Annotated in this window: 12 protein-coding genes; 5 read left to right on the top strand and 7 right to left on the bottom strand. The window is 56.9% G+C overall.

The genetic code is table 11. The features are described from left to right. Positions 1 to 70 precede the first annotated feature (70 nt). The gene (locus SH139x_RS07955; protein ID WP_488354742.1) at positions 71 to 931 is read left to right on the top strand and encodes an inositol monophosphatase family protein; all 861 of its coding nucleotides are present in this window, start codon (positions 71 to 73) and stop codon (positions 929 to 931) included. Between the two features lie 216 nt (positions 932 to 1,147). Beyond that, on the top strand, positions 1,148 to 1,651 hold the full coding sequence (locus tag SH139x_RS07950) for a hypothetical protein (RefSeq protein WP_488354741.1): 504 nt from the start codon (positions 1,148 to 1,150) through the stop codon (positions 1,649 to 1,651). Positions 1,652 to 1,688: 37 nt separating this feature from the next. On the opposite strand, the gene SH139x_RS07945 is transcribed toward SH139x_RS07950, so the two are convergent. Further along, entirely contained in the window at positions 1,689 to 3,530 is a 1,842-nt protein-coding gene (locus tag SH139x_RS07945; RefSeq protein ID WP_488354740.1) for a hypothetical protein, read from the bottom strand. Positions 3,531 to 3,821: 291 nt separating this feature from the next. On the opposite strand from SH139x_RS07945, the gene SH139x_RS07940 reads away from it, so the two are divergent. Next, a complete protein-coding gene (locus tag SH139x_RS07940; protein ID WP_488354739.1) occupies positions 3,822 to 4,445 on the top strand; it encodes a BON domain-containing protein in 624 nt (207 codons plus the stop codon). 230 nt (positions 4,446 to 4,675) lie between these two features. Continuing rightward, positions 4,676 to 5,827, top strand: coding sequence for an acyltransferase family protein (locus SH139x_RS07935; RefSeq protein WP_488354738.1), 1,152 nt, complete (start codon positions 4,676 to 4,678; stop codon positions 5,825 to 5,827). A 28-nt stretch (positions 5,828 to 5,855) separates the two neighbouring features. Here the strand turns inward: SH139x_RS07935 and SH139x_RS07930 are convergent, their stop codons facing one another. From SH139x_RS07930 to SH139x_RS07920, 3 genes are read right to left on the bottom strand one after another with little or no spacing between them, the layout of a single operon-like run. Next, entirely contained in the window at positions 5,856 to 7,853 is a 1,998-nt protein-coding gene (locus tag SH139x_RS07930; protein ID WP_488354737.1) for a TolC family protein, read from the bottom strand. Beyond that, a complete protein-coding gene (locus SH139x_RS07925) occupies positions 7,822 to 9,276 on the bottom strand; it encodes an HlyD family secretion protein (protein WP_488354736.1) in 1,455 nt (484 codons plus the stop codon). Before SH139x_RS07925 ends, SH139x_RS07930 begins: the two co-directional genes overlap by 32 nt. Positions 9,277 to 9,289: 13 nt before the next feature. Then, complete coding sequence (locus SH139x_RS07920; protein ID WP_488354735.1) at positions 9,290 to 11,467, bottom strand: peptidase domain-containing ABC transporter; 2,178 nt, start codon at positions 11,465 to 11,467, stop codon at positions 9,290 to 9,292. Positions 11,468 to 11,771: 304 nt separating this feature from the next. Between SH139x_RS07920 and SH139x_RS07915 the strand changes: the two genes are divergently transcribed. Continuing rightward, on the top strand, positions 11,772 to 12,722 hold the full coding sequence (locus tag SH139x_RS07915) for a LysR family transcriptional regulator (RefSeq protein ID WP_488354734.1): 951 nt from the start codon (positions 11,772 to 11,774) through the stop codon (positions 12,720 to 12,722). Here the strand turns inward: SH139x_RS07915 and SH139x_RS07910 are convergent. The 3 genes from SH139x_RS07910 to SH139x_RS07900 form a co-directional block, all read right to left on the bottom strand. Continuing rightward, positions 12,703 to 14,022, bottom strand: a complete 1,320-nt coding sequence (locus SH139x_RS07910; RefSeq protein ID WP_488354733.1) for an amidohydrolase family protein — start codon at positions 14,020 to 14,022, stop codon at positions 12,703 to 12,705. The two genes, SH139x_RS07915 and SH139x_RS07910, sit on opposite strands and share 20 nt — an antisense overlap. 14 nt (positions 14,023 to 14,036) lie before the next feature. Beyond that, positions 14,037 to 15,368: an amidohydrolase family protein gene (locus tag SH139x_RS07905; RefSeq protein WP_488354732.1), complete on the bottom strand. Its 1,332-nt coding sequence runs from the start codon at positions 15,366 to 15,368 to the stop codon at positions 14,037 to 14,039. A 334-nt stretch (positions 15,369 to 15,702) separates the two neighbouring features. Further along, positions 15,703 to 17,658: a CocE/NonD family hydrolase gene (locus SH139x_RS07900; RefSeq protein WP_488354731.1), complete on the bottom strand. Its 1,956-nt coding sequence runs from the start codon at positions 17,656 to 17,658 to the stop codon at positions 15,703 to 15,705. Between the last annotated feature and the right edge of the window lie 94 nt (positions 17,659 to 17,752).

Below are 17,752 nucleotides of genomic sequence, written 5' to 3'. Positions count from 1 at the left end.
GGGGGGCGAGGCAATCTTCCACCAACCACATTTCTCAAACCGCGATTTTTCCCATCTCATGCCTGAGTCGATGCCAGAACCAGCCCAGCAGTCCGCCTTTGCGTCTCAGTTAAACGCTGCCCAAACCCTCGAGGTAGCGATCGAAGCGGCCCGACTCGGAGCGGACCAGCTAATGCACTATCGCGACCAATTTTCGGTGCGCGAAAAAGCTCCTAAAGATCTCGTGACCGACGCCGACTTGGCCAGCCAGCAGGCAGTCTTCGCGCGGTTGCGAGCAAGCTTTCCCGAACATGCCATGGTGGGGGAAGAAGAGGGCCAGGACCAACCACCGAGCGACGCGACTGGGCAACCTCGCAGCGATATTCCCTGTTGGATCGTCGATCCGCTCGACGGCACGATCAACTACGTCCATCACTTGCAAAGTTTCTGCGTTTCCATCGCTCTGGCTGCCGAAGGGAATCTCCAAGTCGGCGTGGTGCTGGATCCAGTCAGCGAAGAATTGTTCTATGCCACTCGTGGCGGTGGTGCTTTCGTCAGCCGACCAGACGGTACCCAAGTCCGACCGCTCCGCGTCAGCGGCTGTAACCAATTAGAACGCGCCCTGCTAGCTTGCAGCTTCCCCGCCGGTGTTCGCAAAGATGCGATCGAAGTTCGCCAATTTTGCGAGGTCCTAGAAGCTTGCCAAACCCTGAGGCGACTCGGTTCGTGTGCCTTAAATCTCTGCTATCTTGCTGCCGGTCGCCTCGATGGCTACTGGGCGCAGAGCGTTAAGTCGTGGGACATGGCGGCCGGTGCTCTGATGGTCGCCGAGGCGGGCGGGATCATGACAGATCTGGACGGGGCGCCAGTCGATCTTTGGCACCCCGTCTTCGCCGCTGCGGCCAGCGAGCAATTGCAGCAAGCGTTGCTGGCTAAGCTCCGGGCCGCGTAAAAACCGCAACAGCCGACGCGCCAGCAGGAATCAGCCGCCTCGCGCCAGCGTGCGGTTCTGTGTGTGGTGTCGTGCTGTTAGAACCGCAGGCTGGCGCCCAAGCGGCTAATGGAACGACAGCCGACGCGCCAGCACGAATCAGCCGCCACGCGCCAGCGTGCGGTTCTGTGTGTGGTGTCGTGCTGTTAGAACCGCAGGCTGGCGCCCAAGCGGCTGATGGAACGACAGCCGACGCGCCAGCACGAATCAGCCGCCTCGCGCCAGCGTGCGGTTCCTGCGTGTGGTGTCGTGCCGTGGGAACCGCTGGCTGGAGCCCAAACGGCTGATGGAACGACGGCCGACGCGCCAGCAGGAATCAGCCGCCTCGCGCCAGCGTGCGGTTCTGTGTGTGGTGTCGTGCCGTGGGAACCGCAGGCTGGCGCCCAAGCGGCTGATGGAACGACAGCCGACGCGCCAGCACGAATCAGCCGCCTCGCGCCAGCGTGCGGTTCTGTGTGTGGTGTCGTGCTGTTAGAACCGCTGGCTGGCGCCCAAACGGCTGATGGAACGACGGCCGACGCGCCAGCACGAATCAGCCGCCTCGCGCCAGCGTGCGGTTCTGTGTGTGGTGTCGTGCTGTTAGAACCGCAGGCTGGCGCCCAAGCGGCTGATGGAACGACAGCCGACGCGCCAGCACGAATCAACCGCCTCGCGCCAGCGTGCGGTTCCTGCGAACCATGAGCCGGCGCTCAACAGCTGATAGAACCGAAAGCCAACCCTACTCCAGCGGACGCAGGGTGAAAATCGAATAGTGAATCCCGGTGGGATCATCGTAAGCGAACCCGCCCGACGGCGCAAAGTACTTACTGAAGGCGGAAAAGGCCGGCAGTTCGTGCTTTTCCAAGGTGTCGGAAAACATCTTCACAACCGGATTATTCTCGCCTTGCTGCTTTAGGAAAGCTTGATTCTTTGGATCGCGCGCCAACTCATAGATTTGTCGCAATGCCTCTTCACCACGCATAAAAGTAAACAAGAAGGGTTTTTGTGAATCTAACTTGCCACTCACTTCACCCGCAATTAACTCGTAGTCGGGCGATGATGACAACCGCTTGGCTTGCCCACCCTTGGTGTCAATGATGTGCTCAATCGCTTTGCGACTGTCACTACCGATTACATAGTTCCCCACGAAGGCAAGCGTCGGTTCGGGACGACGAAGATTTTCTGGAAAGTTACCGCCACGATTGTTTCCTCCGAGCGAATAAACCACTTGACCGGCGTAAGCATCTTTAGTCATGCGGCTGCCCGCTAGTTCAGCCAACTTGGCCACGGTCTCTTCAACCGCTGCGATCTCTTTTACTTCCAATGCCCAGAGCTGCGTATTGCTGTTTAAACGCATCGGCGGCTCGTTCCAGCGAATAATTCCGATCCGACCCGTGACTTGCTCGAGAATGTCGGCGCGGAGATCGACACCGGTGCCTTCTTTGAAAGGTTTTTCCACGCTGCGTTCCAGCACGTCACTTCCCTGAAACCTGGCGATGATTCGCCCCACGCCTTCGTAGGTTTGCAAAATATCCCAGTGCAGCGTGGTATAGCTAACGATATCATCCGGCACCCAGTCCTCTGGCTGAATCGATCCTTCGCCGGGACGCACGACGCTGAGGAAACCATCACGGGGTGATTCCAACAACACGTGAATATGAATGATGCTTTCAAAATCCGAGTCGGGGCTGGAGAATGTACTGCCGCCAATGCCTTGCAGTTTATCGAGCTTCAACCCTTCGACAATTGGCCAGATCGCACCAGCCGCGCCACCCTGGGCTTTAACAAGCCGCTCCACCAAGTGATAAGGATCGAAATAGAATGTCACTTGGGGACGCGTTTCCTCGGCTCCCACGCAATGGCTCATCACGTTGCCGAAATCAGTGCTCTGTGCCAAAGTCCCCGAGTTACTGCCCTCGTCCCAGCGCTCAAGCACATCTTCCACGACGTTGTTGCCAACGCCCATCAGGTAGGTACCATCCTTTTCGGCATAGGCAAACGGTGGTGCGCCATCGCGACTCAAGCGGACAACTTCGGTACCCTTGATCAGCCTTGTGGAACGGGTCACAGCCGGCGGCATTTGTTCCTCCACCCGCTCGACCAGCCGGTTCATCAAATATGTCTGATCAGCAGTTTCCACGATCGCCACAAATCCGACTGGCATCTGATTCCGCCGAGCTTCAATCCGAGCTCGAATCGCCTCGGGGGAATTGTCACGCGGCTTGTCGCTGGCCTCTTCCTCCGGCGGATCCATCGGAATCACGGCAAAAGCAACTTCGCCCTGCGGCAGACTGAGCAACTCGGTGAGCGACACGCCGACCCGATCGCTGACTTGGGAGAACAACTGCTCGAGCGTCAAATAGACGTCACCGACCAGCGGCTTGAGCTGCTCATCAGCCATCATCCGGCCCACGCTGGAACCGGCCGTCGTCTCCCGCATTTCGTTGACGTTGGCAATGCGGACATAAGCCAGAGTCTTTTCTGGCAACAATCGAGGTGCAGTCGGCCGCTCGGCCGCCTGCGTGCGGAGACTGATGATCGCCAGCAAAGCGAACAGAGAAAAACCAAGTCGGCGAAACATATTCCTATTCCTGATGGTTAAAAGCAGTAACGGTCGAACTTCTTGCCGCCGAAATCATGGCGTTACAAGCGTCACACGGCGACGAGCTGATACAATGGGAACATTGTCGATTTGTTTCCAGCAGCCGCTCCCAAGCTTCGATAAGCAAGCATTGGGGAGTGTCCCGCTGTGACGCATACCTGTGGCCAGCCACCAAGGTTACAGACGAACCGTCACACGTTTTCCGAAAACCGCCTCGTCGGCTGTCACCTTTCGCATAAATTGTCACTTTCCCCCCAAAGGAAACGCCTCATGCCACTCGCCACCCACCAACCCCAATCGCTGGTCTGCCTCACGATTTTGCTGGGAATGCTGCTGCTGGGAGGCAACGCATGCGCTCAAGGCGGTGGTCAAACGGGTGGCCAAACAGGTGGCGGCGGCGGCACCGGTAGCGGCCTGCCGGACCCCTCGGAGATTTTTTCCGGCGAAGGCAGCGTGCAAAGATCAGGCGCCCCCGATGAACGACAAAGCGAAGGCGGAGTCGCACCCGGCCAAGGAGGCGCCGCAGCAGGTGGCGGGCGTGGCGTCGCCGGCGGACTCGGTGGTCTCGGCGGGCTCGGTGGCCTCGGTGGCTTGAGCCAACTGTTCGGCTTCGGACAAACCCAACAAACTCAGCGAGCCGTGCGAACTCGCTTGTTCTCCGGCATCGAGCTCTCCCCCATGCCGCCCCCCTTGGTCAGCAATCGCATCAACGTACGACTCGATTCGATCGCCGCGCAAGCTCGCTTCACAAATGTCAACGTACAGATGGAAGGTCGTCGAGCTACGTTGGTGGGCTTCGTTAAATCCGATTCCGACAAACGCATGGCACGACTGTTGGTCAAATTAGAGCCGGGTGTCAGCGAAGTCGAAAACCAACTAGTAGTCGCTCCCTAAAATGTCGCCTTCCGCTCCGCCGAAAGTCCCTGAAAGAAATACCCTCTGCGGAGCGAATGGAGGAAGGTGCATTTCTGTACATAAAGCATGCATAATCCACGTACAGGCAGGATGCCTATTCCACTGCAGGATGCCTATTCCACTATTTGAATTTTGGCGTTGGCCGCATCCCATGAGCTAGGCTTTGAAATTGCAGTTACCAGCCTTCCTCAGCTGTCGACGCCCTTTCAATGCTTCAAAAAGCCGGCCAATCACCCACGCAAGTCGCTGCTGTCTGGACACCCGGAGTCCATCTGCTGGAACTCGACGGAGTCCGTGGGATGGCAATTCTGATTGTCACCGCCTACCGGTTTCTCCGTGACATTCCCACCGAACACTGGTCAGGACGCTGGCTGGCCGAACTGATTTATTTTGGCGACCGCGGCGTCGACTTGTTTTTTGTCCTCTCCGGTTTTTTGATCACCGGCATCCTGCTGCAAAGTCGTCAGCAACCTCATTACTTTCGCAACTTCTTAGCTCGCCGCACGCTGCGCATATTTCCACTCTACTTCGCCTCGCTGACGATGTTTTTATTCGTGCTTCCTTGGCTCTGGAGCGACCATCCATTCCAGCAAGCGATCGATCAACAGTTTTATCTGTGGACCTATCTCGGCAACATGCGTTGCGCCTGGTTGGACCAGTGGTGCTTCGGCTCACTCGATCACTTTTGGTCGCTAGCGGTTGAGGAACACTTTTACTTGCTGTGGCCCCTCTGCGTGTTTGTGCTGGGCGTTCGCCGCACGATCCTGTTTGCCGCCTTGACGGCCATGCTATGTGCTGCCGGTCGCATCCTGTTTGCAATGCTCTCTGACAACGGCGTGGCACCGGATGTGGCCAGCGGTTTTCGCTTTGATGGATTACTGTTAGGAGGCGCGATTGCCGGCCTATCCCACCACAGTCGCGGGCTCAGCAATTGGCGGACCGCAGCACTGCTGATCTTCATGCTCACGCTGCCATGTTGCATCTACTTAGAACTGCGGCACGATCGCTTGCTGACCATCTCGCATTCGGGCTGGGCAATGCTGTGGGGCAGTGGTCTGGTGCTGCTGCTGACGACCGACAAGGAGAGCTATTTAGCCAGATTTTTTCGCGGTCGTGGATTGCGATTTTTAGGCAAATATAGCTACGGCATGTACATTATCCAAAGCCCGCTGATTCCACTGCTAGCGGGCGTGTGGTCAGCCGCCGGGCTGAGGACTTGGCTCGGTTCTGGGACGCTGGCTGGCGTATTAAGCAGCTTGCTGTACGCCACCGTCATGTTTGCCATCAGCGTGCTGTTGGCGATGCTCAGCTGGAACGTACTGGAGCGTCACTGTTTGAAGCTGAAGCGTTGGTTTCCCTAGTGCCGCCGAAAAGGCGACTGTAGGCGACTTACAACTCATTCCCCTGTGCCAACACCAGCAAGGCAACCTGAGTCCAATACTCGGCTTGGGCATTGACCAGTTCCAATCGCGCGTTCGCGACCGACTCTTCGTAAATGTTCAACACCGGCAAAGTGAACTCGCCCTGGCGTTCCGCGACGACTGCCAACTCCAACGCTTTTTCGGCCAAATCCAGGTTCTCCCTCGCTTGATCGATCTTATCGATTGCCGCGGCCCGAGTGATCAAAATCTGCCGGACTTGGTTGGCAATCTTGTCTTGAGTCAGTTGTAGCTTGGCGTCGACTTGCGCCAACTTAGCACGCAAAGAAGCTGCTTTACCTCGCGCAAAACGACGCTGGACAGGCACTGAGCCGTAGACACCCGTTGCCAAGATGGCCTCGGACTTATCGCGTGAGGAACTGGCGGGCTCCCCCACATCTTGAGAAACCTCCATCGCCAAATTCAACTCCGGTAGCAACTGGTTCAACGTCTGTTCCAGCTCCACCCGCAGCACCGAGGCATCAAACTGTAAGCTCTGCACTTCGGGCCGACCGCTGACCGCTACCGAAATGATTTGTTCAGCATTAAGCTCCGCGAGTTGGAGTTCCGGGAAACTACCCGGCAATGCAAACGGATCTGGCAACACCTGTACGCCGGTTGGCGACCGCAGATACAAGGACAACTTGACCGCCGCTTCGCCAAACTTCCGCTCCGCTTCGATCAACTTGATGCGGCGACCAGCGATCAAACGTTGATTATCGATTTTTGTGAACAGAGCCACATCATCACTGGCAAATTGAGCATCAATCAACTCGCCGCGGAGCAAACCTAAATCGAGCAACGCTTGCTGGATCTCGACGTTCCGCCCAGCAGCCACCCATTGCCAGTAAGCATCGACCGCCGCCGCTTGCACATCGAGCACTTCGCGGAGAATCTCCGGCTCCGCTTGCCCCCGCCGCAGCCTGGCCATCTGCAACTCGGCTCGCCGCTTGTCAATCGCTCGGTTTTGCAACAACGGAATGTCAAACCCCAGTTTGAACTCGCCCGCCTCATCGGTCTCCCGCTCTTTATACCAAGGTTCGAAAATCCCATCACCCAAGCGGTAACCACCATACATGTAACCGCCGGAAACCAACGGGCGCTTAAGCGCCACGCCGTGCCGATAGTTTTCGTAGAAGCCCAAAGGCTGATTCAGCGTCTGCCCTTCTAAAACATCGTCAAAACTGCCCAGCGCGGCAATCACATTGCCTCCCGTTTCGTCCCGCAACGCTATCGCTTGACGAATCGCCGGAAAAGTCACCCGCGTCGATAAGACAACATCTTCCAGAGCCAACGGTGTCACGCTCCGCACCGGCTCGCGGCCTCCGCCACGCGTTCCCTCCGCAGCATCATCCGTAGCACCGTCGTTGGCACCGCCATCCTTCGCAACGTCGGCAGTGGAGTTGTCACGAGCACCACCAGCCGCACCGGGCAACGCCTCGGTTGTCGCTGCCGAGTTGGGAGCGCCTTCGATTTCCGGTGCCAGCCGAACCGCCGGTGGCAACACTTCTCCGTCCTGAGCAGCGACCAAAGCAACAGGGCCAGCAGTTTGGCCAGCGCTAATTTGGCCGGCGCTAGTTTGACCAGCGTCAGCGACCGCTTGCGGAACGGCTGGCGGGCCCACCACCGGTCGGGCAACCGTGGTCGGTTGTGGCTTTACTGGTTGCTCAAATGTGGGTTGCGTAAATCCCGCCGGAGCAACCGCCGCCGGAGCAGCGTTTCGCTCGTTCGCAGCATTGCCAACCACACCAGCATTGCCAACCACACCAGCATTGCCAACCACACCGGCATTGCCAACCACACCGGCATCGCCCCTGTTCCCAATATTGGCCGAGGGGCTAGTTTGACAGCCGCCAACAAACACGACCGCCGCTGCCAACAGACACCCTCTCCAGCCTCGCGGCAGGAAGTAGCCGGAGGCGATCAAGCTGGAGCGATTACTTTGGTAACTTTGGTACTTTCGTGGCATCCTTGCCACCTCCCGATTTCTGTTCTGGGGGCAGTGGTGGGAAACCATTCAATTGGCGCCACACCTCGAAAGCCAACGAGACTTGTCGCAACATTACCCAACCGTTGACTCGTACACCCTGCCTCAGTCGCGCTGGATCGGGCCACTTTTCGGTGGGATCCGGACGCACCATGATGCGGAACTTACCAGTGCCATCGTCGGTCGGATCGACCAACGCAACTTCACCACCAAAGGTACCCAAGGCCATCTCGGGCCAACCTGAAAATTGGACCGCTGGCCAACCTTCAAATTGCATCCGCACATGGTCGCCAGGGTCTATCAATGGCATATCATTACCGTTGATCAACAGCTCCACAGCATATTCATCGGCAGTGGGAACGAAGGTTAGTAGATAATCTCCGGTTTTCACCGCTTGGGAACCTTGAAACGCTGGCAACTGGAAAATGTAGCCATCCCGGGGGGCCGTTATCTTCAAACGCCCCAACTTGTCCAACTTAATTGCAATGTCGGACAACTCCTTCCGGACCGTTTCCATTTCGCCCAACGCGGATTGCTCCTCAGACTTAGCTTTCTCAACTTTCGCCTGAGCCTCACTACGTTTCTGTTCCAGTTCAGCCTGTTTGCTGGCCAATTCGGCTTCGGCCTGCTTGACATCCTCTAAACCAGCCTCCAGCTCAGCTCTCGCCGCATCCCGCTCCACGCGGATGTATTCCAGCTCCACGCCGGGCTTGATTCGCTGCTGGGTCAAGCCTTCTTGCCGCTGATAATTCGACTCCGCTTGATCGACTTTCGATCGGTACTTGACCAGCAATTTCTCCTTGGCGCGCAATTTTGCCTTGGCCGCCTCAACATTTTCCAGCGCGCTCTCGACGGCAAAATCTCTGGCCTCCGAAAAATCGGAAACCATGCGGCGAGCAGCCTCCGCTTTAATTTTTGCCGTCTGTAATTTGGTCTCGTAATTAAATACCTGCGACTCGAGCTGGTTGCGGAGATCGGCCGCAAACGGCTGAATCTCAAGCAGCAAATCCCCTTCTTCTACGAAACTGCCTTCGACCAACGTCTCGGGGACGTTAAAGATCACCCCGCTTTCCGGTGCCGTGATCTGTTGCTGCCGCTCACCGGGTGAAAATGCCACTACGCGTCCCGTGCCTCGCGCCGATTGCTGCCAAGGCAGCCAAGCCATCGCGATCAACGTAATCACCAGCGCGGCCAGTAAGAACGCGGCAAAGTTGCGAATCCGATCGGTCGAATGCACCAACCGCGCTGCACATATCAGCGGCTTGGCGGGAGTAATGTCCACCAGCCTCGGGTTGCCAGCTTGCTCTGTTTCAAGTTGAGTCACGCGAGTAGGCGCTTCCAGCGTCTCATCTAGAGATACCGGAGTGCTCGAATGTCGCGATTCAAACAGGTTCGATTCACTCATTCTGACTATTTACCTATTCCGCTGACTGATTGCCTTGACCACCCACCGTGGGTGCAACTTCCTCTTTCCCCAACCACCACACCACATCGGCGCGTGCTCTCACAGCTTGCCGCCCCGATGCGACCACCAGGGTCCACGGTTGGGGGCGTTGAGTCAGTCCGGCGAGCACCTTTTCCAAGGAGCCATCGGCCAACCCGTCCAACGTTCCATCCACTAATAATAACCTGGGCCTACCGACAATGGCTCGCGCTATCATCAGCCGCAAAGTTTGATCACGAGATAACGGAGAACCGGTTGTCGACAACGGTGTATCCAACCCGTCCGGCAGGTTGCGAATTTCGGTGGTCAGCCCCACGACTTCCAACGCGTCCCGCACATCGCTGAGCCGAATGTTCGGTCGGAAAATGTGGACATTTTCCGATAATGTCCCGGAAAACACCTCGATATCGCGAGCCAGACCAATCTGATACCGCAGCGTCTCGCTGTCCAGTTGGCTGAGCGAATTGCCATCGATAACGATATCTCCCCCAGCGGCGACGCGGCGGACCGACAGCACTTCAATCAAAGTACTTTTTCCGCTCGCCGGCGGTCCGGCAATGACAGTTAGTCCAGCTTGCGTCGCATCTCCCGAAAAATTCTTGACCACCCGCTTGCCGCCGGCGTCCACATTCAACTCACGCAAGCGTACCCGGGCCGCTTCCGCACCATCGATCTGCAACGGTCCTCCGACGACTTCGGTGGGCAAATCGAGCAATACCCCCACTTTGTCGACCGAAGCCATCAGGTCGTAAAAACTCTCCATGTGCTTGCCCATCTTGGCAAACGCCCCGACCACCACGCCGACGATCAATTCCGCCGCCACCAGCTGACCCAAAGTAATTTCCCCGATGATGACCAACCAGCCACCCAAGCCCAACAGCACGGTTAGGCAGACCGCATACATCAACAGAGAGAAACTAATCTGCCGCACCAAAATCCTAAAGTGCTGACGGCGGAGATCCAAGTAATCGATCACCATCTTGTCAGTCCGTTCCAGAGCAAATCGCTGGCCACCATGCAGCGCAAAGGCGGTCGGACAACGGACCAAATCTTGCAACCAAGAGGTCAAGTAATACTTTTTCTTCGATTCCTGGTTGGCTGTGTCGATCGCCCCCCGGCCCAACACGAAAATCGTGAAGGCCATCAGCGACAGCATCACAATGTCAAAACCCAACAGGAAGGTGTGGTAAAAACCGAGCACCGCCATGCCGACCAAAGCCGCCACCACCAAACTCACCGCGTCCAATAGCAACGACGCAGTGGCCTTTTGAATGTTCGCCACGTCCAAAAATCGGTTGACCAACTCGGGAGCGTATTTACCGTCATACGAAGCGGCCGAAACTCGCGGTAATCGATACCCCAAATCCTCAGAGATTCGCACGAATAACCGCCGCTGCAACATTTCCGCGATGATCGCCAGCAATAACTGCAAAATCGCCGCAAACCCGAGGAAGATGAACAGCATCAACGACAAAATCAACACCGGTTGCACGTACCGCCCAAAGGCCACCGTGTTGACCAAAGCCTCCACAGCCAGCGGTGCCGCCAAGGTCAAGACACCCACGATCAGAGCGAACACAACCATCGCCCAAATGTCTCGCGAGTCCGGCTGCAATAACCGCATCAATCGCGTCAATGGTTTTCCGGTTGCATGACTGCCGGAAGCTGGGATTACTTCCGCACTCAAAGGCTGGGCGATCAAACCACGGACACGCGGATGCAGATCCAATCCAACCATTCGCTTGAAGTTGCGGCGTCCGATGGTCCGAGACAACCTGTCCCCGCCCACATCGTCCACCCGAAACCCACTCCACCAAGAATAACCCCGCACCAACACCCAACTGTACCCATCGACCGACTCCCAGTCGGCTGTCGGATTCGAGGGCCCCCGTCGATCATTAACGATCCGCAACGCAACCGGTATGCCCTGCTTGGCAAATGCCAACACATCAGCAAATCGGCAATCCGCGTACCCCACGCGGATGCCCAACCGACTGCCGCTCGAGACTAGCCAAGCCAACAACTCGTCTTGAGTCCGAGGTGGCGTCACCGGCAACCAACGACTCACCTCCGAGCTGTCTACGCGCACCCCATGATGGTCCGCCAGCTTCTGCACCAACGCTATCGCCTGTTCCGCCCCGTTGTTATTCATCGCAGCATCTCCTGCTTCACGCTCGCCATGCCCCACGTGTGGTGAATGGTGCTCTTGCTACTCAAACAGCCCAGATAACTCTACCCGCTCAGATAGCTCTATCAGCCCATATAACTCTATCAGCTTAGGCAACCGCCAAACTCCACCCTGGTTCTCGCCGTTATGACAATTATAGGTTGCACCAACCGGTTGACTAAACCTAATTTTTCTTGCTTAACGTAAGGTTTTATCTAACAATTGCCTGATCACCTGCTAAAACCACCTTCCTGCGGGATAAAACCGACTCAAATTTGGTCCACTATCGATGAACCGCCCCCTCGATTGGCTGAACTACCAGCACCTGCTCTATTTTTGGATGGTGGCCAAGTCGGGCACTGTCGGTGAGGCAGCCCGGCAGCTCCATTTAACTAGCCCCACTGTTAGCTCGCAAATTCGCAAACTGGAGAAAAGCTGCGGGCACGAATTGCTCATTCCCCGTGGCCGACGCCTGGAACTAACCGATGCCGGCCGGCTGGTGCTGCAATACGCCGAGCAAATTTTCGGCCTCGGTAGCGAAATGGCCGAAGCGCTCAGCGGTCGTTTACCAGAGGGTTCACTGATGCTGCGCGTCGGAGTTGTCGATGCCGTGCCGAAACTAATTGTCCAACGACTGCTGACTCCTTTGTTTGACATGCAACCGGCGGTCCGCTTGCAGTGCAGTGAAGGTTTGGCGGTCGACCTGCTCGACCAACTGGTTTCCCACCAGCTCGACGTGGTGCTCTCCGATACGGCTGGCCACCCTAGCAGCGGCAAACGCGTGTTCAATCACCAGCTGGTCGAATCGGGCACCAGTTTTTTTGCCGCCGGCACGGTGCTCGAGGGGTTGGGCTATGCTCAGCCCTCCGCAGCTCCCGAGCTGGAACAACTACTGGGCTCGGCCACGCTGCTGCTGCCAGGCCCCAAATCGGCGCTCCGTCGCCAACTTGACGGCTATTTCGAACGGTTGGAAATTTCTCCCAAAATCGCTCACGAATTCTCCGACACGGCACTGATGAAGGTCTTCGGCGAAGCGGGTGCCGGCATCTTTCCAGCTCCCTCGGTGATCGCCGAACAAGTCTCTCAGCAATATTCCGTTCACTGCGTGGGACAGAGCGAGGAAATTCGCGAAGCCTTCTTTGCCGTCACGGCCGAGCGACAACTGCGTCACCCGGCCGTCGAACTACTCACCGAAACAGGCCAGCGGCTGTGGCCGGCGATCAGCGATTCTGCTGGCTAACGACCACCCCATCGATGACCACGCCGACGCAATGCGTGGTGTACTCAAACGGATCACCATCATAAAGGGCTAGATCAGCATCTTTACCGACCGCCAAGGACCCCACGCGCCCGTCAATTCCCAACATTTTGGCGGCGTCGATTGTGATGCTTGCCAACGCACGCTCGAACCCAAACCCATGGGAGGCGGCCACTCCCGCTTCAAACAAGACAACGCGGACCTTCGGCACGTAGGCCTCGTAACCACTTTGCAGTGCCACCGGCACGCCGGCGTCGGCCAGCAACGCCGCGTTGCGAAACGTCAAATTTTCGCGATCCCCGGTCGCTCGCGACATGGTCGGATGCACCAACACCGGAACCTCAGCCGCCAACAACGCGTCAGTTAACAGATAACCCTCGGCGGCACTGTCCAGCACGATCTGCAGTTGGAACTCTTCCGCTAAACGCAGTGCGTTGCGAATATCGACCGACCGGTTGGCATGGATTATTAACTTTAACTCGCCTTGTAAACACTGAGCCAACGCTTCCAACTCCAAGTTGCGTGCCGGTCCACTCGCAGAACCACCCGCAGTTGGCGAGTCATCCTCAGGTTTCTCCGCTGACGTTTGTTGCGCGTCGAGTTCCGCTTGATAATGCTGGGCTTCGATCAACTTTTGGCGCAACATGGCCATCATCTTGCCGCGAGTCCCAGGGCTTTTTCCTCCACTTGCCAGGCCACTTTCGCCCAGCGTACAAACGACACCAAAGGCCGGATTGATCACCGCTTCCTCGACCGAATTACCGACCGTCTTAACGATCATCGTTTGGCCGCTGATCAACGCGCCGGGCGCGTGCCCGGTGTGGACCGTGGTGACTCCAAACTCTCGAATCCATTCGATCAACGGATCAAACGGGTTGTAAGCATCGATGGCTCGCAACTGCGGCTGAATGGGAGACGAGCCTTCCAGTTGATCTTGGTCCTCATCTTGATTCAAAATCCCAGCCAGTCCGACGACCGAGTGCGCATCGATCAAACCGGGCGTGACAACATTAGCTTCCAATACTGGTAGGTCAGCCGGGATGGTAATCGAATCGGCGGTCCCAATCTGGCGAATCTTGCCGCCGCGAATCACGATCACTCCCTGCTCGATCAGTTTGCCTTCCATCGTGTGGATCCGCTCGCCCCGCACGACCAAATCATTCGCCTCCGCTGCTTGGCAAGGAGACACAAGCAACGCGCACACCATTAAACCTCGGCATAACACGCTCAACCCGCAGCACAGCACGCTGACTCTTGGTAACTGCAGCTTTAAAAGGCTCATTTTTCTAATAGGGCTCATTGGCTCACCCCCTGCGAGATGCAGCACATGTATGGTTCGGTTTCTGACCCCGCGCCGAAACCACCCTCGGCAAACAACTCGTCTCGCGGATCGCTGCGATCAAACGCCCGCGTGCCTTCCACCCAAGTCTCGAGGACTTTCGTGTAGACGCTAAAAGGGTCTCCCGAAAGGATGACAAAGTCAGCATCTTTGCCGGGCGTTAGCGTGCCAATCGAGTCGTCCAAGTCGATCATTTTGGCCCCCACGATCGTCAGCGCTTCGAGCGCCTTCTCGCGACTCATACCAGCTCGAATACCCAGAGCGGCCATGCGAAAAAAGACTCGCGAATCGGTGATCCAGTCATCCGTGTGAAAAGCAACTTGCACGTTGGCTTCCTCCAACACGCGGCCCGTCTTAAACAGCAAATGCCGCGCTTCCAATTTGCCCCCCGGCGAATCGACCAGGATCACAGAGCAGGGGACATCGGCCGCAGCGATCTCACTGGGAATCTTCCAAGCTTCACTGACGTGGTGCAACACCACGCGAAAGCCGAACTCCGACTTCAGTCGAAGCACGGTCATAATATCATCAGCCCGGTGCGTGTGATGATGGATAATGCGTTTGCCTTCCAAAACTTCAACCAGCGTTTCCAAGTCCAGATCACGCGGCGGCAACGCGCTGGCGTCATCACCCGCTCGGCGAATCTTATCACGATACTCTTGCGCTTTGAGGTATTTCTCACGCACGAGGTAAGCACTCTTGCCGCGGGTCCCCGGAAAGGGCGCATCGCCAATTGAATTCGTGCCGTTGGCCATTTTCAGCCCACCCATGATGTCGCCTTGGGCATCGGTATAAGCGATATCTTCAATCGTCTTAGGCATACCAGCGCCCCATCGCAGCTTGACGTAAATCGTTTGCCCGCTCATCAAATGCCCCGAGCCGGGCATGATGTTCAGCGAAGTCAGTCCGCCGGCGAGTGCTCGCTTGAAACCCGGATCACGCACGTTGACCGAGTCCATCACGCGAACGCCAGGCTGAATAGGCCCGCTGCGATCAGCCGCTCCCACGCCGCCAATGTGGCTGTGCGTGCAAACCAAGCCTGGCATAATGGTTTGACCACTGACGTCGACTAGTCGCGTCCCGGGCGGTATCGAAACTTCCCCCCGGCTGCCAACTTCCTCGATCTTATCACCTTGAATCAGCAACACGCCATCGGGAATCTCCGGCCCGTCGACTGGTATTAAGCGGCCACCCACAAAAGCAGTTCGCTGAGGCTCATCTGCCTCCGCTCTGCCACCGCAGACAAAGCTGCCAGCGAGCAACCCCGTCAAGACAAAAAACCGCAGCATGTTGATCCCTCAAGAAAAAGCAAACGAACCCAAGTGCCAGAGCACGGACATCCACAATAACCTAAGCTACCGCTCTGACAACCATCAGTGACTCACTTGGCCGCACTGAACTCTCATTCCCTCGTTCCCAGGCTCCAGCCCTCGTTCCCAGGCTCCAGCCCTCGTTCCCAGGCTCCTGCCTGGGAACGAGATGCAAAACAGGCTCCCGCCTGTCGTGGTGGAGCCACGAAACCACTCAGAGCGAAAAACCCGAAGCAAGAACCGGAGGCGGGAGCCTCCAAGCAGTGCGTTCCCAGGCGGGAGCCTGGGAACGAGGAAAGCAAGAACGCTGCCACTACTTAGCCTCAAAAGCAGCCGGCAGTTGCAAGAAACGCAGTTGGCTGGGATACCGCTGGCTGTGGAACAACCGATGGATCTGCGGCTGAAAGTCAGCCTCCTCAGCGGCAAAAATGTTCGGCACCCAAGTTTGTGGATTCCGATCAATGAAAGGAAACCAACTGCTTTGAATCTGCACCATCACGCGGTGCCCCTTGCGAAAAGTATGATGCACATCCCGCAGTGGCACTTGCACCTTGGTCACGCTGCCAGGAGTCAACGGCGAAGGGTTCTCAAAGCTATCTCGAAAACGAGCCCGCATCACTCCGGCCCGCACCAACTGCTGCCGTCCGCTGGGATAATCGTTATCAAACGCTTGGTGATCGGCTCGCGTGGGAGCTTGCCCGGGATACTCATCGATCAACTTGACGATCAAATCAGCATCGGCACCGCTGGTACTGAAGTATAAATCGGCTTCGAGCGGACCAGCCAAGGTCAAATCTTCCGCTAAAACTTCCCCGCGAAATACCAACACATCAGGACGACGCGCCGCGAAACGCTGGTCCTCGGTCATATAATCCCTGGCCCACCGGGTGGTAATTTCTTCGGTATATGGCACCGGCTTGCTAGGGTCACTCAGCCAGGGAGTCATGTCCACCGTGGGCGCTGGCACCTTTGAGTCGCTAGGGGCGGGTTCCGCCTCAGGCTGGTCGGGCACCGTATTAGCCAATCTACCTGCCGCGGCGAATGCTAACTGTGCAGATTGGGCTTGCCGGGGTGGCCAAGCCTCATACATTCGCCAACGATTGGCGCCCGTCTCAAAAATCGTCGCTTCGGGCAACTGGGGCGGACCGTCACCTTTGAGGGTCTCTACAAAGAAAGGCAACTCGATCTGGTTACGATAGATTTCCGCGGTGCTGAAATCAAAATCAGCGTCCCCCAACTCGCGTCCCGGCGTGCGATTCCAACCACCGTGGTACCAAGGGCCCATCACCAAGCTGTTTTGCGTGTTTGGATTGTTGCGCTCGATACTTTGATAAATACTCAGCGGACCATACAAATCCTCCGTGTCAAACAAACCTCCCACAACCAAGACCGCGGCGTGCACATTTTTCAAATGGGGCAGCAAGTTTCGCGATTGCCAAAATTGATCATAGTTGGGATGCTCCGCCAGCGCGTTCCAAAAATCGATCTCACCATGAAAGTATTTCTCATTGACGTTTGCCAGCGGTCCCAGGTCCAAATAAAACTGGTATCCATCTTTGGTGGGAAAGGGAAAGCCAGGATTCGAAAGCGCTGTCGGCTGCGGGCGATCGACACCGAAGGAACTAAAGAAAGAAAAAGCCATCGGCAACACAAACGCGCCGTTGCGATGAAAGTCATCGAAGAACCAATCGGCGATCGGCGCCTGCGGGGACACAGCTTTCAACGCCGGGTGCGAGTCAATGCAACCGGCCGCCGTATAGAAACCAGGATAGGAGATACCCCATTGCCCCACGCGACCATTGTTGCGAGGCACGTTCTGGATCAGCCATTCCACCGTATCATAGGTATCAGAACTCTCATCAATCTGCTTGCCGGTCTTATCAGCAATGTGAGGACGCATATTGACGAACTCACCCTCCGACATGTATCGCCCTCGCACATCTTGGTAGACGAAAATAAACCGCTCATCCTCGAACGCTTCCGATGGCCCCAAGGCACCCCGGTACACATTTGCACCATAAGGCCCTGAGCTATACGGAGTTCGCACCATCAAAATTGGGAACTTGGCGTTCACGTCGAGCGTGTAAGGGACGTAGATCGACGTAAAAAGCTCGACCCCATCCCGCATCGGGATCATCGTCTCGAACTTAGCATAATTGGTGCGAATTTTTTCCGCTCGGGTCAACGGCTCGGCCGCCGTTACCGCGCCCCCCACCATCAAGCCCAGCAGCAAGCAAACAGAGTTGTAGATTCTCGGTGGCAATTTCATCAGTCAATTAATTCCCAGGTGTGAACAATCTTCGGTCAGCAAGCACAGCATACATTGCCAGGTCACCTTAGTCAGCCACATGCCCCTCCCAAGC

Source organism: Kothea flammea (assembly GCF_052161645.1).
In the GTDB taxonomy this organism is placed as follows: domain Bacteria; phylum Planctomycetota; class Planctomycetia; order Pirellulales; family Pirellulaceae; genus Laterigemmans.
Note: the sequence above shows the minus strand (reverse complement) of the source record. Positions and strands in the feature narration are given on the sequence as shown.